Source organism: Sphingomonas sp. PP-CC-3A-396 (genome assembly GCF_004343105.1).
In the GTDB taxonomy this organism is placed as follows: Bacteria; Pseudomonadota; Alphaproteobacteria; order Sphingomonadales; family Sphingomonadaceae; genus Sphingomonas.
This window is the reverse complement of record NZ_SLYF01000007.1, coordinates 209,719-227,498: the sequence shown is the minus strand read 5'-3', so window position 1 is coordinate 227,498 and position 17,780 is coordinate 209,719. Positions and strand designations below refer to the sequence as shown.

Annotated in this window: 14 protein-coding genes; 5 read left to right on the top strand and 9 right to left on the bottom strand. The window is 66.1% G+C overall.

Going from position 1 to position 17,780, the window contains the following annotated elements:
• Nucleotides 1–18: 18 nt before the first annotated feature.
• The 3 genes from alaS to C8J40_RS15085 all read right to left on the bottom strand — a co-directional run bounded on the left by alaS (nt 19) and on the right by C8J40_RS15085 (nt 4,707).
• Nucleotides 19–2,670 carry an alanine--tRNA ligase gene (gene alaS / locus C8J40_RS15095; protein ID WP_132897712.1) on the bottom strand — a complete coding sequence of 884 codons (2,652 nt, stop codon included), beginning with the start codon at nt 2,668–2,670 and terminating at the stop codon, nt 19–21.
• 350 nt (nt 2,671–3,020) lie between these two features.
• The gene (locus C8J40_RS15090; protein WP_132897711.1) at nt 3,021–3,416 is read right to left on the bottom strand and encodes a hypothetical protein; all 396 of its coding nucleotides are present in this window, start codon (nt 3,414–3,416) and stop codon (nt 3,021–3,023) included.
• 13 nt (nt 3,417–3,429) lie between these two features.
• Nucleotides 3,430–4,707: a Xaa-Pro peptidase family protein gene (locus C8J40_RS15085; RefSeq protein WP_132897710.1), complete on the bottom strand. Its 1,278-nt coding sequence runs from the start codon at nt 4,705–4,707 to the stop codon at nt 3,430–3,432.
• 71 nt (nt 4,708–4,778) lie between these two features.
• On the opposite strand from C8J40_RS15085, the gene C8J40_RS15080 reads away from it, so the two are divergent.
• Nucleotides 4,779–6,116, top strand: coding sequence for a dicarboxylate/amino acid:cation symporter (locus C8J40_RS15080; RefSeq protein WP_132897709.1), 1,338 nt, complete (start codon nt 4,779–4,781; stop codon nt 6,114–6,116).
• Between the two features lie 226 nt (nt 6,117–6,342).
• Here C8J40_RS15080 and C8J40_RS15075 read toward each other — a convergent pair whose 3' ends face one another.
• The 6 genes from C8J40_RS15075 to C8J40_RS15050 all read right to left on the bottom strand — a co-directional run bounded on the left by C8J40_RS15075 (nt 6,343) and on the right by C8J40_RS15050 (nt 13,942).
• A complete protein-coding gene (locus C8J40_RS15075; protein ID WP_132897708.1) occupies nt 6,343–6,966 on the bottom strand; it encodes a glutathione S-transferase in 624 nt (207 codons plus the stop codon).
• 17 nt (nt 6,967–6,983) lie between these two features.
• Nucleotides 6,984–7,724, bottom strand: a complete 741-nt coding sequence (locus C8J40_RS15070; protein WP_243693411.1) for a class I SAM-dependent methyltransferase — start codon at nt 7,722–7,724, stop codon at nt 6,984–6,986.
• Between the two features lie 580 nt (nt 7,725–8,304).
• Nucleotides 8,305–9,378 (bottom strand): recombinase RecA, encoded by a 1,074-nt coding sequence (recA, locus tag C8J40_RS15065; protein WP_056047175.1) that lies wholly within the window; start codon nt 9,376–9,378, stop codon nt 8,305–8,307.
• A gap of 357 nt (nt 9,379–9,735) precedes the next feature.
• The gene (locus tag C8J40_RS15060) at nt 9,736–10,662 is read right to left on the bottom strand and encodes a 4-(cytidine 5'-diphospho)-2-C-methyl-D-erythritol kinase (protein WP_132897706.1); all 927 of its coding nucleotides are present in this window, start codon (nt 10,660–10,662) and stop codon (nt 9,736–9,738) included.
• Between the two features lie 204 nt (nt 10,663–10,866).
• Nucleotides 10,867–12,144 (bottom strand): tetratricopeptide repeat protein, encoded by a 1,278-nt coding sequence (locus C8J40_RS15055; RefSeq protein ID WP_243693410.1) that lies wholly within the window; start codon nt 12,142–12,144, stop codon nt 10,867–10,869.
• Between the two features lie 136 nt (nt 12,145–12,280).
• Nucleotides 12,281–13,942: an electron transfer flavoprotein-ubiquinone oxidoreductase gene (locus tag C8J40_RS15050; protein ID WP_132897705.1), complete on the bottom strand. Its 1,662-nt coding sequence runs from the start codon at nt 13,940–13,942 to the stop codon at nt 12,281–12,283.
• A gap of 140 nt (nt 13,943–14,082) precedes the next feature.
• On the opposite strand from C8J40_RS15050, the gene C8J40_RS15045 reads away from it, so the two are divergent.
• From C8J40_RS15045 to C8J40_RS15030, 4 genes are all read left to right on the top strand, one after another.
• The gene (locus C8J40_RS15045) at nt 14,083–14,823 is read left to right on the top strand and encodes a uracil-DNA glycosylase (protein ID WP_132739057.1); all 741 of its coding nucleotides are present in this window, start codon (nt 14,083–14,085) and stop codon (nt 14,821–14,823) included.
• Nucleotides 14,820–16,691 (top strand): lytic transglycosylase domain-containing protein, encoded by a 1,872-nt coding sequence (locus tag C8J40_RS15040; RefSeq protein WP_132897704.1) that lies wholly within the window; start codon nt 14,820–14,822, stop codon nt 16,689–16,691. The genes C8J40_RS15045 and C8J40_RS15040 overlap by 4 nt, the downstream gene beginning before the upstream one ends.
• A gap of 5 nt (nt 16,692–16,696) precedes the next feature.
• Complete coding sequence (gene moaB / locus C8J40_RS15035) at nt 16,697–17,224, top strand: molybdenum cofactor biosynthesis protein B (protein ID WP_132897703.1); 528 nt, start codon at nt 16,697–16,699, stop codon at nt 17,222–17,224.
• 209 nt (nt 17,225–17,433) lie between these two features.
• Nucleotides 17,434–17,703 carry a hypothetical protein gene (locus C8J40_RS15030; protein WP_132897702.1) on the top strand — a complete coding sequence of 90 codons (270 nt, stop codon included), beginning with the start codon at nt 17,434–17,436 and terminating at the stop codon, nt 17,701–17,703.
• The last annotated feature ends 77 nt before the right edge of the window (nt 17,704–17,780 follow it).

The window sequence follows — 17,780 nt, the reverse complement described above, 5'->3', positions numbered from 1 at the left end:
GCACGACCGCGGCCAGCTTCAGGCGCCTGCCGTCTCCAGTTTAGCCCGCACCGCCGCCACCGCTTCCGCAGCCTTGTCGCCATCAGGACCACCGCCCTGCGCCATGTCGGGACGGCCGCCACCGCCCTGCCCGCCTAGCGTGGCCACCGCGATCTTGAGCAGGTCGACGGCGTTGTGGCTCGCCACCAGGTCCGCGGTCACGCCAACCGCGACCGAGGCGCGGCCGTCGTTGATCGCGACCAGCATCGCGATGCCGGAGCCGAGACGCTGCTTGGCTTCGTCGACCGCGCCGCGCAGGCCCTTGGCTTCGAAGTCGTTGAGCACCTGGCCAATGAACGCGACGCCGCCGACTTGTTCCGGCCCAGCCGCTTCGCCCGAGCCGCCGCCGCCGAGCGCAAGCGCCTTCTTCGTGTCGGCGAGTTCGCGTTCGAGGCGGCGGCGGTCTTCGAGGAGCGACGCAACACGTGCCGGAACCTCGTCGGGGGTGGACTTCAGGACTGCGGCGGCTTCGCGCAGGCGGTCGTCGCGGCTGATCAGATACGCGCGCGCCGCTTCGCCGGTGAGCGCTTCGACACGGCGGATGCCGCTGGAGACCGCGCCTTCGCCGACGACCTTGAACAGGCCGATGTCGCCGAGCGCGGTGACGTGCGTGCCGCCGCACAGCTCGATCGAGTAGGTGCCGTCCTCGGTCGAGCCCATCGACACGACGCGGACTTCGTCGCCGTATTTCTCGCCGAACAGCGCCATCGCGCCCATCGCGATCGCGTCGTCGGGGGTCATCAGCAGCGTCGTCACCGCGCCGTTGCCGCGGACCTGCGCGTTCACGTCGGCCTCGACCTGCGCGATGTCGGCGGGGGTCATCGCGACCGGCTGCGAGAAGTCGAACCGCAGGCGATCGGGGGCGACGAGGCTCCCCTTTTGCGCGACGTGCGTGCCGAGGCGTTCGCGCAAGGCCTCGTGCAGGAGGTGCGTCGCGGAGTGGTTGGCTCGGATCTGGGCGCGGCGGGCGACGTCGATCTGGAGCTTGACCGGGTCACCGACCTTGATCTCGCCGGCGTCGACGATCGCGTGGTGGACGAACACGCGGCCGAGTTGCTTCGACGTCTCGGTGACGTTCGCGTGCAGGCCGGCGTCGTTGGAGATGTCCCCCGCATCGCCGACCTGCCCACCGCTCTCGGCGTAGAAGGGCGTCTGGTTGACGACGATCGCGACCGTATCGCCGGTGGTGGCGTGGTCGACGCGCGCGCCGTCCTTAACCAGTGCGACGACCTCGCCCTCGCCGGTATCCGATGCGTAGCCGAGGAATTCCGTCCCGCCAGTCTGCTCGACGATGTCGAACCAGATGTCGTCCGAGGCCTTCGCGCCCGAGCCCTTCCAGGCGGCGCGGGCGGCGCGCTTCTGCTCAGCCATCGCGGTGTCGAAGCCTTCGCGGTCGACCGCGATGTTGCGTTCGCGCAGTGCGTCCTCGGTCAGGTCGTACGGGAAGCCGTAGGTGTCGTAGAGCTTGAACGCGACGTCGCCGGCCAGCGTGCCGTCGGTCATCCCGGTGGTCGCTTCGTCGAGCAGCTTCAGTCCCTTGTCGAGCGTCTGGCGGAAGCGGGTTTCCTCCTGCTGCAACGTCGCCTCGATCAGCGGACGAGCGCGCGACAGTTCGGGATAGGCGGCGCCCATCTCGGTGACGAGCGCGGGGACCAGACGGTGCATCAGCGGCTGCTTGGCGCCGAGGATGTGCGCGTGGCGCATCGCGCGGCGCATGATCCGGCGCAGGACATAGCCGCGGCCCTCGCTCGCGGGCAGCACGCCGTCCGCGATCAGGAAGCCCGCGGTGCGCAGGTGGTCGGCGATCACGCGGTGGCTGGCGGTGTTGGCGCCGTCGGTCGCGGTGTGCGTCAGCGCGCCCGACGCCGCGATCAGCGCCTTGAACGTGTCGGTGTCGTAATTGTCGGTAACGCCCTGCATGACGGCGGCGATGCGCTCGAGCCCCATGCCGGTGTCGATCGACGGCTTCGGCAGGTTGCCGACGATCTCGGCATTCTCCTGCTCGTATTGCATGAACACGAGGTTCCAGATCTCGACGAAGCGATCGCCATCCTCGTCGGGGCTGCCGGGAGGGCCGCCGAAGATGTGGTCGCCGTGGTCGTAGAAGATCTCCGAGCACGGCCCGCACGGCCCGTTGTCGCCCATCGACCAGAAATTGTCCTTGGTCGGGATGCGGATGATGCGGTGATCGGGGAGGCCGGCGATCTTCTTCCAGAGATCGAACGCCTCGTCGTCGGTGTGGTAGACGGTGGCGGTCAACTTGTCGGGCGACAGGCCCCATTCGCGCGTGAGCAGCGTCCAGGCGTGGACGATCGCCTGTTCCTTGAAATAATCGCCGAACGAGAAATTGCCGAGCATTTCGAAGAAGGTGTGATGGCGCGCGGTGTAGCCGACATTGTCGAGATCATTGTGCTTGCCGCCGGCGCGGACGCATTTCTGCGACGAGGTGGCCGTGGTGTAGGGGCGTGATTCGAGGCCGGTGAAGACGTTCTTGAACGGCACCATGCCCGCGTTGACGAACATCAGCGTCGGGTCGTTCTGCGGCACGAGCGGCGCGCTGGGCACGATCTGGTGCCCCTGCGATCCGAAATAGTCGAGGAAGCCGCGGCGGATGTCGTTCGTCGATGTCATGCGCGGGGACTTAGGCGAGCGGGGCGGTTCGCTCAAGTGAGGTGTGTGAGGAGGCTCGGTGTATCCGATTGAGCCGAAGCACGCTTGTTTCCCCGCGAAGGCGGGGACCCAGACTGGGCTCCCGCCTTCGGAGAACAAAGTAGCGGAGGCTGTGGTTCGGTAAAAGCCCACCACCCCGGCGAAGGCCGGGGCCCAGTTGGGGAACGTGGGTGACGAAGGACCGCGCTCGATTATTGCCACCTTTCCAACTGGGCCCCGGCCTCCGCCGGGGTGGTGGCGAGTGCGGAATGGCGCCTACCCTAACGGTACCTCAACCGACTTCTGCGGCTCGCCAATCCCGTTCGCGCCAATCACGCACCGCCGCACATGTGCTCCGCATCCGGCAGCGTCCACGACTCGTCTGTGCGCAGGTTGGTCGTCGTGTACCACTTGCCGCGCTGGTCGCCCGGCGGGCAGTGCGTCGGCAGCTTGGCGAGACAGGTCATGACCCGGTCGTCCACGCGCGAATGCTGGACCGCCGCGACCTGATCATAGGAGACGCCGTAGACGCCGTTCTTCAGGGTGATGCTCGATCCGGAGTCGGGGACTGGACGACCGTTGTCTTCGAGTCGTTGCGTCACGACGCCAACCGTCGTGAAGGCACAGGTGCCGACACGTGTCGGCGGACGCGTCGATGTCGCCCTGGGACCTGGCGGTGCGCTGGCGCCGAGCAGCAGGATCATCGCGATGGCGGCGTGCGGTTTCATGTCGTCCCCTTCCTCAGAGCGGTGTGTCGATCGACTTGGGCGGCACGCTGAACCATGTCGGGCCGGCTTCGGTCATGTGGAAGCAGTCCTCGATCCGCACGCCGTATCGGCCGGGAATGTAGATCCCCGGCTCGTCGGAGAAGCACATCCCCGCGGCGAGCTTGGTCGTCTCGCCGCGGACGAGGTTGACGGGTTCGTGGCCGTCCATGCCGATGCCGTGACCGGTGCGATGCGACAGGCCGGGGAGTTTATAGCCGGGACCATAGCCGAGTGTCTCGTAATAGCGGCGGACCGCGTCGTCGACGCTGCCCGCAGGCGCGCCGATCTTCGCAGCGGCGAACTCGATCTGTTGCCCGCGGGCGACTTGGTCCCAGGTCTTGCGCTGGTCGGCGGTTGCGGTGCCGTGCACCCAGGTGCGCGAGATATCGGATTGATAGCCCTGGACGGTGCAGCCGCAATCCATCAGCACGACTTGGCCATCGGCGACGCGGTGGATCTCGCGGCTGCCATGCGGATAAGCGGACGCCTCGCCGATCAGTGCGAGCGCGAACTCGGGGGCGCCGCCAAGCTTGCGGGTCGCGGCGTTCATCAGCGCGCCGATCTCGGGGCCGGTCATGCCCTTCTCTACCCGCGCGTAGGTCCAGCGATACGCGGCCAGCGTGACCTCGGTCGCCGCCTGCATCAGCGCGATCTCGGCGGGAGTCTTGATCATCCGGCAGGCGCGGACGACCGGGTCGGCGGATACGATCTTGGCGTCGGGCAGGACGCGCGCGAGACCGGCATAGGCGAAGTAGCGCACCTCCGCCTCCAGCCCGATCGGCCGCGTGGCAAGCTTCCGGTCGCGCAGGAACCCCGCGACGACGGCGAGCGGGTTCTCGTCCTCCTGCCACACCCGGACCTCGGCGGGGACGGCGAGCGTCTCGCGCACCGAGGGTTTCTCGAAGAACGGCGTGACGATGCACGGTTCGCCCTCGACCGGGAGGATCGCCAGCGTCAGCCGCTCGCTGGTGTGCCAACGGACGCCGGTGAAGTAGATCATCGACGATCCCGGCTCGATCAGGACCGCGCCGATGCCCGCCGCCTTCATCAGCGATTGCGCGCGGACCAGCCGCGCGGCGCGTTCGGCGGCATCGATCGGCCTGGTCGCGCCGGTGATGTCGGACAGCGCCGACAAATCGGGCTCGGCGGCGCGGAGGATCGCGCTGGTCGACAGCAACGGCGCCGCGATGGCGAGGCTCAGCAGGTCGCGACGCGAGGGGCTGAAGGCGGGCTTGTGGGGTGCGGTCGGCATCGCCGGACGATAGGGTCCTTGACCCGGGCGCCGCAATCCCCTTCCCTGTTAGCACTTCTCGGGAGCGATTAATGGCCAAGCGGCTAACCTATTACATCTTGTTCGGCCTCGTCGCGGGGATGGTCGTCGGCTGGATCCTGAACGCGTTGATCGACAACGGCACGCCCGAGTCCGCCGCGCGGTTGAAGGACATCGCCGGGTATTTCTCGATCGTGACGTCGCTGTTCCTGCGGCTGATCAAGATGATCATCGCACCTTTGGTGTTCTCGACGCTGGTCGTTGGGATCGCGCATATGGGCGATACCGGCGCGCTCGGGCGGGTCGGATTGCGCAGCCTGGGGTGGTTCATCTGCGCGAGCCTGTTGTCGCTCACCTTGGGGATGATCCTGGTCAACGTGTTGCAGCCGGGCGTCGGGCTGGAACTCGCGATCCCGCCGGCGACCGCGTCGAGCGGGGTCGATGCCGCGGCGTTCGATCTGGCCAAGTTCATCTCGCATATCGTGCCCGATTCGATGATCGCGGCGATGGCGGGCAACGAGATTTTGCAGATCGTCGTGTTCTCGGTGTTCGTCGGCGTCGCGATCACCGCGGTCGGCGAGAAGGCCGCGCCGCTGGTCAAGGCGATCGAGGCGCTGGTCGCGGTGATGCTCCAGATCACCAATTACGTCATGCGGTTCGCGCCGTTCGCGGTGTTCGCGGCGGTGACCGCGACGCTTGCCGAGCGGGGGCCGACCATTCTCGGCCAGCTCGGCTATTTCATGCTGACCTTCTATATCGGCCTCGCGTTGCTGTGGGCGATGCTGATCGGGATCGCGTTCCTGCTGATCGGGCCGCGGACGCGGTTGCTGGTACGGTATATCCGCGATCCGTTGATCCTGGCGTTCTCGGCGGCGTCGTCGGAGGCGGCGTATCCACGGACGCTAGAAGCGCTCGACCGGTTCGGCGTGCCGCCGCGGATCGCGAGCTTCGTGCTGCCGCTGGGCTATTCGTTCAATCTCGACGGGTCGATGATGTACATGACGTTCGCGTCGCTGTTCATCGCGCAGGCCTACGGCATCCACATGCCGATCGGGCAGCAGATCGCGATGCTGCTGGTGCTGATGGTGACGTCGAAGGGGATCGCGGGCGTGCCGCGCGCATCGCTGGTGGTGATTGCGGGGACGCTGTCGATGTTCAAGATCCCTGAGGCGGGGATCCTGCTGATCTTGGCGGTGGATCATTTCCTCGACATGGGGCGCTCGGCGACCAACGTGATCGGCAATGCGGTGGCGGCGACCGTGGTGGCGAAGTGGGAGGGCGGGCTCGACGAGCGCGAGCCAGCGGATCGGGACTTTCCGCATGCGCCGAGTGGGCATGGGCCGAAGGTCGACTTGGACAGCTACGAGAAGATCGGGCCGGGACAGGTTTGAGATGATTGGCGATGTTGAGCCGATGACGTCTCAAGGATGCGCCTTTACGCTGGCGGTCCACTGAAGAAGTACCCCCCGGCGAAGGCCGGAGTCCAGTTGGGGACGCCGATGGTGACCGCCGCGCCCCGTTACTACAACATTTCCAACTGGGCCCCGGCTTTCGCCGGGGTGGTGTTTGGGGAGAGGTCGTCTTCTTAGCCCCGATCTGGTTCCCGACTTGCGCTACTTAGGCGTAGGCGTAGGGGCCGCCTTTCTCGAGTCCTGCCTGATACGCTGGCCGCGCGTGTACCTTCGCCAGCCACGCGATCGTAGCGGGGCGGGACTCGTCAAGGCCACCGCGGCTGCGGGCGGCTTCGAGGGGGAAGCTCATCATGATGTCGGCGGCGGTCATCTCGCCGCCGGCAAACCAGGGGCGCTGCGACAGTTCGGCTTCGGCGTAGTCGAGGTGAACGTCGATCATCGGCTGGATCTTCTTGACCGCGACCTTGCCCATGATCGGGATGCGCGCGAGGACGAGCTTCAGCAGCAGCGGCGGCATCATCGAACCTTCGGCATAATGGAGCCAGAAGCGGTAGCGGAGCGCGTCGGTGCGGTTGGCGGGGGCGCCGAGCCTGCCATCGGCCTTGTCGACAAGATATTCGACGATCGCGCCCGTTTCAGCGACCACCTGGCCATCATCTTCGATCACTGGCGACTTACCGAGCGGGTGCACCTGCTTGAGTTCGGGCGGGGCGAGCATCGTTGCCTTGTTCCGCTCGTAGCGCTTGATCTCGTAGGGGAGACCGAGTTCCTCGAGCATCCAGAGGATCCGCTGCGATCGCGAGTTTTCGAGGTGGTGGACGATGATCATGCTGGGCCCCCTGTTTTTTATTCGGACGATTTGCGCGCGGTCCAGATCCAGGCGGCGGCGGGAAATTCCACCGTGTCGCCATTTAGGTACTGTTCGCAGACCCGAGTGAGACGCGCGATGTGGCACTCGCGTTCCTCTGGGGCGGCGTCGCGGATGGCGGATGCCGCGGGGCCGATGCGACGAAGATAATCGACGGCGTCGGTTACGGGGTCGGTGCCCTTCCCAGCCCGGTAGGCGAATTCGACTCGCTCGGGTGAAGCGGCATGCCAGCCTGATTTTTGCAGGATATTCGCGACGTAGGTCGGGTCGGCGAAGGCGAAGGGGCCGGGTGCGGTGGTTGCTGGCGCGTCTACATTGCCGCCGGTCGCGGTAATGGTTTCGGTGGCCCAGCGATTGGCGGCGCGGTCGGCGAAACAGGCGAAGACTAGCGTTGCGTCTGAAGCGGCGGCTTCAGCCAAAGTGGTGAAGGCGGTGACGGGGTCTGCGAAGAACATGACGCCGTGGCGGGAGACGTAGAGGTCGATTGGGGCGTGGTTCGGGGCGGCTGCGGCGATGTCCGCGCACTCGAAACTGGCGTTGGTTTGGGTTTCGGCACGGTGTTTGGCGATTTCGATCAGGTTTGGTGAGAGATCTATGCCGGTTATTTGCGCGTTCGGGAGTGCTTGTGCGGTGGCGAGTGAGGTTGCCCCGGCGCCGCAGCCTATGTCGATGATCTTGCGGGTTTGGGGGGTGGCGGCGGACAGGATCGCGGCGTTCAAATGCGGGGTCAGGTTGGTGAAGCTGCGGTCGGTTCGGCGCCATTCCGCGGCCCAGACGTCGCCTATTCTGCCGGTCCAGTCTTGGGCGGTGGTCATGGGCTGGGGTGCTTTTTGGTTGCGGTTCGGGGCGGTGGTTTGGAGTAAAGTATAGGAAGTGTAGACGCTGGCGTGGGTTTGGTGTTGCGAGATTTCGAGGGTTTCCCAAGCCTAGCACGCTGCTCTTCGTTTCCCAATTTCCCGGCGAAGGCCGGTATCCAGTCTGGGCTCCCGCCTTCGCGGGAGAACAAGAGGGTGCAAGATATCAAGCGTACATGGGCGTGTTGCCAAACACAGAGTTGATCATCCGACAAGGCTTGGCTCGGCACAGGACTCTATTTGCGGGGTCATACCAATTGGGCCCCGGCCTTCGCCGGGGTGGTATTGGGAGGTGGATTGGCGCCGTGTCAGTTCACCATGTCTTTGAACCACCCGCCGTGAGCATCTTTGGCGCAATGAGCCATGAGCCATGAACCGTGCGCGTGCCCCCCATTGCGAAGGCAATGGGTCCCTCCCTCTCCCCTGAGGGAGAGGGAAAGTAGCTTTAGGCATCGTCGCCTTCTTCGGGGCCGGCCATCATTTCCTCGGCGACCTTGTCGGTGCGCGCGCGGATCTGCTTTTCGAGGCGGTCGGCGGTTTCAGGGTTGTCCTTGAGGAAGGTCTTCGAGTTCTCACGGCCCTGGCCGAGGCGGACGCTGTCGTAGCTGAACCAGGCGCCGGACTTCTCAACCAAGCCCGCCTTCACGCCAAGATCGAGAATCTCGCCGAGCTTTGAAACACCCTGCCCGTACATGATGTCGAACTCGACCTGCTTGAACGGCGGGGCGACCTTGTTCTTGACGACCTTGACGCGCGTCTGGTTGCCGGTGACCTCTTCGCCGGCCTTGATCGCGCCGATGCGACGGATGTCGAGGCGGACCGAGGCGTAGAACTTCAGCGCGTTGCCGCCGGTCGTCGTCTCCGGGTTGCCGTACATGACGCCGATCTTCATGCGGAGCTGGTTGATGAAGATCACCATGCAGCGCGAGCGGCTGATCGAGCCGGTGAGCTTGCGCAGCGACTGCGACATGAGACGGGCCTGGAGGCCGACATGGCTGTCGCCCATCTCTCCCTCGATTTCGGCACGCGGCACGAGCGCCGCGACCGAGTCGACCACCAGCACGTCGATCGCGTTCGAGCGAACCAACGTGTCGACGATCTCGAGCGCCTGCTCGCCAGTGTCGGGCTGCGACACGATCAGTTCGTCGATGTTGACGCCGAGCTTCTTGGCATAGACCGGGTCGAGCGCGTGCTCGGCATCGACGAACGCCGCGGTACCACCGCCCTTCTGCGCTTCGGCGATGACGTGGAGCGCGAGCGTGGTCTTGCCCGAGCTTTCCGGCCCGTAGATCTCGATCACGCGGCCGCGCGGCAGGCCGCCGACGCCGAGTGCGATGTCGAGCCCGAGCGATCCGGTCGAGATGACCTCGACCTGCATGGTTTCCTTCGAGCCCAGGCGCATCGCCGAGCCCTTGCCGAAGGCGCGGTCGATCTGCGCGAGCGCGGCGTCGAGCGCCTTCTGGCGGTCGTTGGTTGCGGTTGCCATGCCGGTGTCGATCACTTTCAGATTAGCGGCCATTGATAAGCTCCCATCGCTAAAGCAAGCGCGCGTGCCATTCAACGCGTCAATCGCCATGTATTCTCTTTGTTCTTGTGGAACAAGTGGGGAACGGTGGTTTGTGCGGAAAGATTTAGGGCTTGGTCGTGGTCACGGATGCGCTGGGCACGGCGCCACGAAATCGGCCGCCTTAATATATGATCGGTCATCATCCTCGCGCAGGCGTGGATCCATAGCCTGAAGGCCAGCGATCCTATTGCGACGCCAACCAGTATGGGTTCCCGCCTCCGCGGGAATGACGGGGTGGGGGCGGCGATCTTTGATCGAAATTCGGTCAGTCTTTCTTACGAGGGTGGGCTTATTCGGGCTCGCATTTGATCAGGCGAGCGTCGTTGCGAGGGTCCACCAACCGCGGGCTTTTGCGGCGGTGGCGGCGGCGTCTCTGGCCTCGAGGGTTTCGAACAGAGCGAAGCAGGTGGCGCCAGAGCCGGACATTCTGGACAGGAGGACGCCGTGCGCTGCGTCGAGAAGGGTGCGCACTTCCGCGATTTCGGGGGCGAGCGCTAGCGCGGGGGGCTCGAGGTCGTTGCGGCCTTCGAGGGCGCGAGCGAGGAGGTCACCTTTGGAGATCGGGCCTCGGTCCTTGCCGTCCCAGGTTTTGAAGACAGCGGCGGTGGAGACGGCGACGCCGGGGTTCACGAGGAGCAGTGGCGTGCCGACGAGACCTTCGATCTCGGTAAGCGTGTCGCCCTTGCCGGTGCCGAGCGTGGTGCGGTTGGCGAGGCAGGCGGGGACGTCTGCGCCGAGCTTTGCGGCGATGTCGTGAAGGCGGGGGTCGGTTGACGGGACGCCGTGGAGTCGGGCCAGCGCTCGGAGGGTGGCCGCGGCGTCGGCTGATCCTCCGCCTATGCCCGAGGCGATCGGGAGGTGCTTTTCGAGAGTTATGGCGTGGTGGGTGTTCGGAGCGAATGCGGTGGTGAAGGCGTCTGCGGCAGCGGTTACGAGATTGCCGTTCCAAGGGGCGCTGCCTTGAGTGGCGTTGGGCAAGCCGTGCGCGTCTTCATTGTCCGTTCCCAATTGGGCCCCGGCCTTCGCCGGGGGGGTGTTGGGGGTTGGGAGGAGTGCGACGGCGAAGGGGCCAGTTATGGTGAAGCTATTGGTTTGGGCGGCTTCTACCGTGATTAGGTCGCCGTCGGTGGCGAAGGCGAAGAGGGTTTCGAGGTCGTGATAGCCGTCGGCGCGGCGGCGGCGGACGTGGAGGGCCAGGTTGATCTTGGCGGGCGCGGATTCGGTTATGGCGGGCATTGCGGGGTCTCGAGGTTTTGCGCGGACTTGGCCGGCGTTCGGCGTTGTGCATCGGCTTAGCCACAAAACATCCGTCATCCCAGCGGAGGCCGGGATATCGTGGTTTGGCAGGCGGCGCGTGCCTCTTGGGATACCCCAGCTTTCGCTGGGGCGACGGTTTTTGGGTAGTGTGGGGTCCTTCCCTCTCCCCGGTGGCAGAGGGACTTAGCGCCGGGTTTTTGGGGGGAGGCCGTTGGCGATCTTTGCGGTTATGCGTGCGGTATCGGCGGGTTCGGCGGTGAGGAGCGCGGCGCGCCAGGCGTAGCGGGCTTCGTAGTTTCGGCCTGTGCTCCAGTATGCGTCGCCCAGGTGATCGGAATTTTCGGCGTTGGTGGGTTCGGCTTGCGCGGCGGTTTCGAGCAGCGGGAGCGCACGCGCGGTGTTTCCCGAGAGGTGGTAGGCCCAGCCTAGCGAGTCGGTGATCGAGGCGTTGGTGGGGTCGAGGTGGCTGGCGCGTTCCAAAAGCTTTATCGAGGCGGGGATGTCGTCGCCGTGCTCGACTTGCGCGAAGCCCAGATAGTTGAGCGCGAGCGGTTGCGCAGGGCCTCGAGCGACGGCTTTTTCCAAAGCGTCGCGCGCTTCGGGCCAGCGGCCGGCCTGGTCGAGCGCACCGCCATATTGCAGCCACGCGCCCCATGTGCCGCCCTTGTCCCCGTCGGCGGCGATGATGCGCTGATACCAGGTCGCGGCTTCGGCGGGGTTGCCGGTGGTCAGCAGCAAGTCCGCATAGCGTTGCCAGTCGGCGGGCTCCGCGCCCTTCTGGTCGACGCGGTTCTTGGCGGCGGCAAGCGCCTCGCCATCGCGATCGGCGTTCGACAGGATGTCGATGCGCTCGGCGGCGGCGGCCGCGGCGGACGGGCCCTTCGGATCGATCTCGTCGAGGACCGCGAGCGCCCGGTCGACGACCTTGTTGCGGGCGAGCGCGTCGGCGAGGAGGATGCGCGCGCCGTCATAGCGGGGGTCGGCGCGCAGCGCGGCCTGCGTCAGCGCGATCGACAGCGGAGAGGGTTCGCCCGCGGCGAGGTCGCTGGCGAGGCGGGCGAGCAGCCGCGAGACGCCGATCGCGAGCGGTTGCTTGGCCGGCGCCGCGGCGATCAGCACGCGCGTCTCGGTGGCGAAGCGGTTGGCGACGGGGTCCTTCGCGGCGGTGGCAAGCGACGGTTCGGGGTCGCGACCCTCGGCGTGCGCGACCCAGGCGTAGAGCGAGGGCGCGAGCACCACGAGCGGGCCGGTGGCGAGCGTGGCGATGGCGGCGCTTGCAGCCTTCGTGTCGTCCTGCCGCGCGGCATCGGCGAGCGGGAGCAGCGCGGCATCGGCGGGCGCCACGCCAGCCTTGCCCAGCACCGCGGCGGCGCGCGTCGCGAGCGGCATGTCGCCCGCCTCCAGCGCCTCGCGGTAGGCGCGGATCGCGACGATGGGATCGGCAGGCGATGCCGCCAGCACCTTAGCATAGCTGGCGGCGGCGAGGTCCGGCCTGCCCGCGGCGTCGGCGGCGCGGGCTTTCAGATAGGCGGAGAGATCACCCGTCCCGGCCGTGGCGGGAGCCGCCAGGACGAAACCGAGTGCGAAGAATACTGGCTTACATATTGGGATAATTGGGGCCTCCGCCGCCCTCGGGTACGACCCAGTTGATGTTCTGGGTGGGGTCCTTGATGTCGCAGGTCTTGCAGTGGACGCAGTTCTGCGCGTTGATGACAAACTTCGGGTCGCCGGTTTCCTCGCCGACCACCTCGTAAACGCCGGCCGGGCAATAGCGTTGCGCGGGCTCGTCGTACATCGGCAGGTTGTACGTAATCGGTACCGCCGGATCCTTGAGCGTCAGGTGGACCGGCTGGTCCTCCTCGTGGTTGGTGTTCGAGATGAACACCGACGAGAGACGATCGAACGTCAGCACGCCATCAGCCTTCGGATAGACGATCGGCTTGACGAGGTCCTTGCGCCACAGGCTCTCGTGGTCGGGATGGTGGTGCATCGTGAAGGGCACCTTGATGCCCAGATGCTCGAGCCACATCGTGATGCCGGCGAGGCCCGAACCGATCAGATCGCCGAACTTCTTGACCAGCGGCGCGACGTTGCGGACGACCGACAGCTCCTTCTTGACCCACGACTTCTCGAACGCCTCGGGATAGGCGGCGAGTTCGTCATGGCCGCGCTGCGAGACGATCGCCTCGACCGCGGCTTCGGCGGCCATCATGCCGGACTTCATCGCGGTATGCGTGCCCTTGATCCGTGGCACGTTGAGGAAGCCGGCGCTGTCGCCGATCAGCGCGGCGCCGGGCATCACGAGCTTGGGGATCGACTGCAGCCCGCCGTCGCTGATCGCGCGTGCGCCGTAGCTGACGCGCTTGGCGCCCTTGAGGAGCGCGGCGATCTCCGGGTGCGTCTTCCAGCGCTGCATCTCGTGGAACGGCGAGAGATGCGGGTTGGTGTAGTTGAGCCACGTGACGAAGCCGATCGAGACCTGGCCGTTGGCCTGGTGATAGATCCAGCCGCCGCCGTTCGAGCCGTCGGTTTCGGACAGCGGCCAGCCCTGCGTGTGGATGACGCGGCCGGGCGAGTGGAGCGCGGGATCGATGTCCCACAGCTCCTTGATGCCGAGGCCGTAGACCTGCGGATCGCTGTCCTTGTCGAGCGCGAACCTGGCGATCAGTTGCTTGGTCAGGTGACCACGACAGCCTTCCGAGAAGAAGGTGTACTTCGCGTGGAGTTCGAGACCGGGCGTGTAGTCGCCCTTGTGCGTGCCGTCGCGCGCGACGCCCATGTCGCCGGTCGCGACGCCCTTCACCGAGCCGTCGTCGTTGAACAGGATTTCGGCGGCGGCGAAGCCTGGGAAGATCTCGACGCCGAGTTCCTCCGCCTTGCCCGCGAGCCAGCGGCAGAGGTTGCCGAGCGAGCCGGTGTACGTGCCCTTGTTGTGCAGGAACGACGGCGTGACGAAGTGCGGCATCTCGCTCTTCTTCGTCTTGCTGAGGATCCAGTGATGGTTCTCGGTGACCGGGACCTCGGCGAGCGGACAGCCGTCCTCGCGCCAGGTCGGCAGCAGCTCGTCGAGGCTCTTGGGATCGATGACCGCGCCGGACAGGATATGCGCGCCGACTTCGGAGCCCTTTTCGAGCACGCAGACGCTGATCTCGGCGTCCTTCTCGGCCGCCAATTGTTTGAGACGGATCGCTGCCGAAAGCCCCGCCGGACCTGCACCGACGATCACCACATCATAGGGCATCGATTCACGTGTCGTCATCATCGTCTCCCGGGGGATCTCCCCTCTTGCCCAGTCTATCCGCCCCTGCCCTTCGTTCGGGCTCGGGCCGGCACCGTCTTATCCAATATGGCGATTGCGCGAGTTGACCGCCACGTCAACCGTGCAGCATAGGTTACCGCGTGGGGGCGGACCAAACCATCGACTGGCGAAATGCTGCGGCGAGTGCGCTCGACTGGTGGCACGAGGCTGGCGTCGACACGCTCGTCGACGACGCGCCGCGCGACTGGTTTGCAGCGCCTGAACCGCTTGTCGTGCCCGCCGTGGCGCCTGCCGCACCGGCCGTGGCACCGTCTGCGATGCCGCATTTGCTGGCCGACTTCCTCAACTGGCGAAGTGGTGCGGAGGTTCCCGAAGCGGACTGGAGCGGGGTTTCGCTTTCGGCCGTGGGCCCGGCTGACGCTACGGTCATGGTGCTTGTCGATTGCCCGGACCGCGACGACGGAGATGCGGGTGCGTTGCTGAGTGGCGCTTCGGGGCGGTTGCTCGACAAGATGCTTGCGGCGATCGGCCTGACGCGTGACGAAGTACACCTTGCGGCGGTCTGCGCGAAGCGGCCGACCGCGGGGCGGATCCAGAGCGAGGTCGAGGAGCGGCTCGCGGAAATCGCCAAGCATCACATCGGCCTGGTCGCCCCCAAGCAGTTGCTTCTGTTGGGCAATGCGGCGAGCCGTGCGATCCTCGGGACGGAATTACAGGCGGCGCGCGGGCGTTTACACGGGTTTAACCATAAGACCGGAGAAACGAGCGTAGTCGCGAGCTTTCATCCGCGGTTCCTGATCGAGAAGCCGGCGGCCAAGGCCGAGGCCTGGAAGGATTTGCAGATGCTGATGCGCGGACAGACGCAAGAGGGTGTGAGATGATTCGGACTCTAGCTATCGTTCTCGGGCTGAGCGCCCTTCCCTTCCCAGCTCTGGCAGCGACCGTAGCCGGCGAGCCTAGCGGCGATGCCCGGCTCGGGACGACGCAGCTGGTCGGCGCGCCGACGCTGGAGCAGATCCCCGACCAGCTCGATGCGGGCCAACGCGAGGCGTACAAGACGGTGTTCGCGGCGATCCGCGACGGCAAGTGGACCGACGCGCAGATCCAGCTCGACACCATGAAGCCCGGCCCGCTGCACGCGATCGCGCGCGCTGAGATGTATACGGCGAAGGGCTCGCCCAAGGTCGAGATGGAGCCTTTGGTGGCGCTGCTCAACGAAGCGCCCGAGCTGCCCGAGGCCGAGCAGATTGCGCGGCTGGCGTCGATGCGCGGTGCGGTCGGCCTGCCACCGTTGCCGGTGGCACAGCGGCTGATCTGGCAGGACGGGGCGCCACGTCGCGTCCGTGCGAAGAGCCTGAAGGGCGACATGATCGCCGCCGATCTCGCGCTGAAAATGCAGCCATACGTTAAGGCCGATATGGGCCGCGAAGCGCAGTCGCTGTTGGAGAGCACGCCCGGTCTTACCCCGGAGGCGCTGACCGAGTGGCAGCAGAAGATCGCGTGGATCTATTTCCTACAGGGCGACGACGTGAACGCGCGGGTCATGGCGACCAAGGCGCAGGACGGCGTCGGCGACTGGGCGGTCCAGGGCCGCTGGGTCAACGCGCTGTCGGCGTGGCGGCAGAATGATTGTGCGAATGCCGAGAGCGGGTTCGAGGGCGTCGCAGCGCGTGCGGGCGACGTCGATCTGCGTGCGGCGGCTTTGTATTGGGCGTCGCGTGCCGACATGGTGTGCTCGCGTCCCGACAAGATCGAAGGTCGCCTCAAGGCGGCGGCGCAGTTCAGCGAGAGCTTCTATGGCCAGCTCGCGCGCCAGCAGCTTGCGATGAAGGACAAGGGCACGTCGGTCGGGGGTCTCGTCGCCAGCGACTGGAAGGTCGTCGGCAAGCGTCCGAACGTCCGCGTCGCCGCGGCGCTGGTCGAGGTCGGCGAGACCGATCTGGCCGATACCGTGATCCGTCAGCAGGCGAAGATCGGCGACCCGCGCGAGTTCGGCAATCTGGTCCGCGTGGCGGAAGCGCTGAGCCTGCCGGCGACGACCGTCTTCCTTGCGCATAATTGTCCGCAAGGGGTCACGTCGACTGCCGAGGCGCGCTATCCGACGCCGAACTGGACGCCGGACAGTGGCTGGCACATCGACAAGGCGCTGGTCTACGCGCACACGCTTGAGGAATCGCGGTTCCGCAACACCGTGAAGAGCCCGGCCGGCGCGTATGGCCTGATGCAGATCATGCCCGCCGCCGCGACAGATTTCGCGCGCGAGCGTGGCACCTCGATCGACATGAAGGCGCTGACCAAGCCATCGACCAACATGGACATCGGCCAGCGCCATCTGGAGCGGCTGCGCGATATGGCGGGCGTGACCGGGGGCCTGCTGCCCAAGGTGATCGCGGCGTATAACGCGGGGCCGCGCCCGGTCGGCGACTGGAACGCGATCGTCCATGATAACGGCGATCCGCTGATGTATATCGAGAGCATCCCGTACTGGGAGACGCGCGGTTACGTCACCACCGTGCTGCGCAACTACTGGATGTACGAAGCGCAGGGCGGCAAGAAGGCTTCGGTCAGCCGTAATGCGCTGGCGCAGGGCATGTGGCCGCGCTTCCCCGGCCTGCCGGGTGCGACCGCGGTGCGGATGGCGACCAAGCCGTACACGCAATATCGTGCCACCACGGCGCCCTTGAATGCCACCGTCGCGGTGAATGCCAGCGTCGGACCGCAGTCCACCACTGTCACGCGCGCGGACTGAGTTTCATGCCGATCGATGAAAGCCGGATTTTCCTGCCGGCCCGGATTGCCGTGCTGACCGTGTCGGACACGCGCGGGCTAGCCGAGGACCGCTCGGGCGATACGCTGGTCGCGCGTTTGACCGAGGCAGGACACGTGCTCGCCGACCGCCGGATCGAGAAGGACGATGTCGAGACGATCGTCTCGCGGCTGCACGCCTGGATCGGCGATCCCGAAATCGACTGCGTCATCACCACTGGCGGCACCGGCGTGACGGGGCGTGACGTGACCCCCGAGGCCGTGGAGCAGGTCGCCGAGAAGATGATTCCCGGCTTCGGCGAACTCTTCCGCATGCTCAGCTACCAGACGATCGGCACGTCGACCGTCCAGTCGCGGGCTTGCGCGTGCGTGTCGCACGGCACGTACATCTTCGCGCTGCCCGGCTCGACCGGGGCGGTGAAGGACGGCTGGGACGGGATCCTGCGCGACCAGCTCGACAGCCGCCACCGGCCCTGCAACTTCGTCGAGCTGATGCCGCGGTTGCTGGAGCGCTAAAAGCGCCAATGTCCCGTACGTCGCGCCAGATCATGGTGTGGCGTTCGAAACGCTCATTTCCGTAGCGCGACAAGGCAAACTTAAAATCCCTCTAAGGTTCAACGGGTTGCACCTCGTGTAGCACCGTATTAGCAAACTGGCACACTCGGTGCATTGGTCGTCCTGTAACCCGATCAGGTTGCGACACCAACGATCCGAAGGACGCTATCATGCCATCGTTCATCCTGAACAGCTTCATCGCCGCCGCCGTTCTCGTCACCGCCGCGCCGAGCCTCGCGGCCGGGTCGCAGCCGACGACGAAGCTGAAATACGATGCGAAGATGCAGAAATATTGCGTGACCGATCCGGCCGTTACCGGCAGCCACCTTCAGAACAGGACGTGCAAGACGTCGGCGCAGTGGAGCGCCGCGGGGCTCGACATGCCGAAGACCACGATGGTGGCGGCGACGCCTTCGGAAACGACCATCGCGCTGAAGTGATACGTTACGGTGCGGGTTCGAGGATCCTCCCCCGCCAGGGGGGGAGGATCGCACGATACTCGACCCGCGCTAGGCGT

What these genes read in the sequence shown, in the direction of transcription:
- C8J40_RS15050 (WP_132897705.1), bottom strand. Translation starts at nt 13,942, where the DNA reads ATGACGACACGTGAATCGATGCCCTATGATGTGGTGATCGTCGGTGCA.
- C8J40_RS15080 (WP_132897709.1), top strand. Translation starts at nt 4,779, where the DNA reads ATGGCCAAGCGGCTAACCTATTACATCTTGTTCGGCCTCGTCGCGGGG.
- recA (WP_056047175.1), bottom strand. Translation starts at nt 9,378, where the DNA reads ATGGCCGCTAATCTGAAAGTGATCGACACCGGCATGGCAACCGCAACC.
- C8J40_RS15075 (WP_132897708.1), bottom strand. Translation starts at nt 6,966, where the DNA reads ATGATCATCGTCCACCACCTCGAAAACTCGCGATCGCAGCGGATCCTC.
- C8J40_RS15060 (WP_132897706.1), bottom strand. Translation starts at nt 10,662, where the DNA reads ATGCCCGCCATAACCGAATCCGCGCCCGCCAAGATCAACCTGGCCCTC.
- moaB (WP_132897703.1), top strand. Translation starts at nt 16,697, where the DNA reads ATGCCGATCGATGAAAGCCGGATTTTCCTGCCGGCCCGGATTGCCGTG.
- alaS (WP_132897712.1), bottom strand. Translation starts at nt 2,670, where the DNA reads ATGACATCGACGAACGACATCCGCCGCGGCTTCCTCGACTATTTCGGA.
- C8J40_RS15030 (WP_132897702.1), top strand. Translation starts at nt 17,434, where the DNA reads ATGCCATCGTTCATCCTGAACAGCTTCATCGCCGCCGCCGTTCTCGTC.
- C8J40_RS15085 (WP_132897710.1), bottom strand. Translation starts at nt 4,707, where the DNA reads ATGCCGACCGCACCCCACAAGCCCGCCTTCAGCCCCTCGCGTCGCGAC.
- C8J40_RS15040 (WP_132897704.1), top strand. Translation starts at nt 14,820, where the DNA reads ATGATTCGGACTCTAGCTATCGTTCTCGGGCTGAGCGCCCTTCCCTTC.
- C8J40_RS15090 (WP_132897711.1), bottom strand. Translation starts at nt 3,416, where the DNA reads ATGAAACCGCACGCCGCCATCGCGATGATCCTGCTGCTCGGCGCCAGC.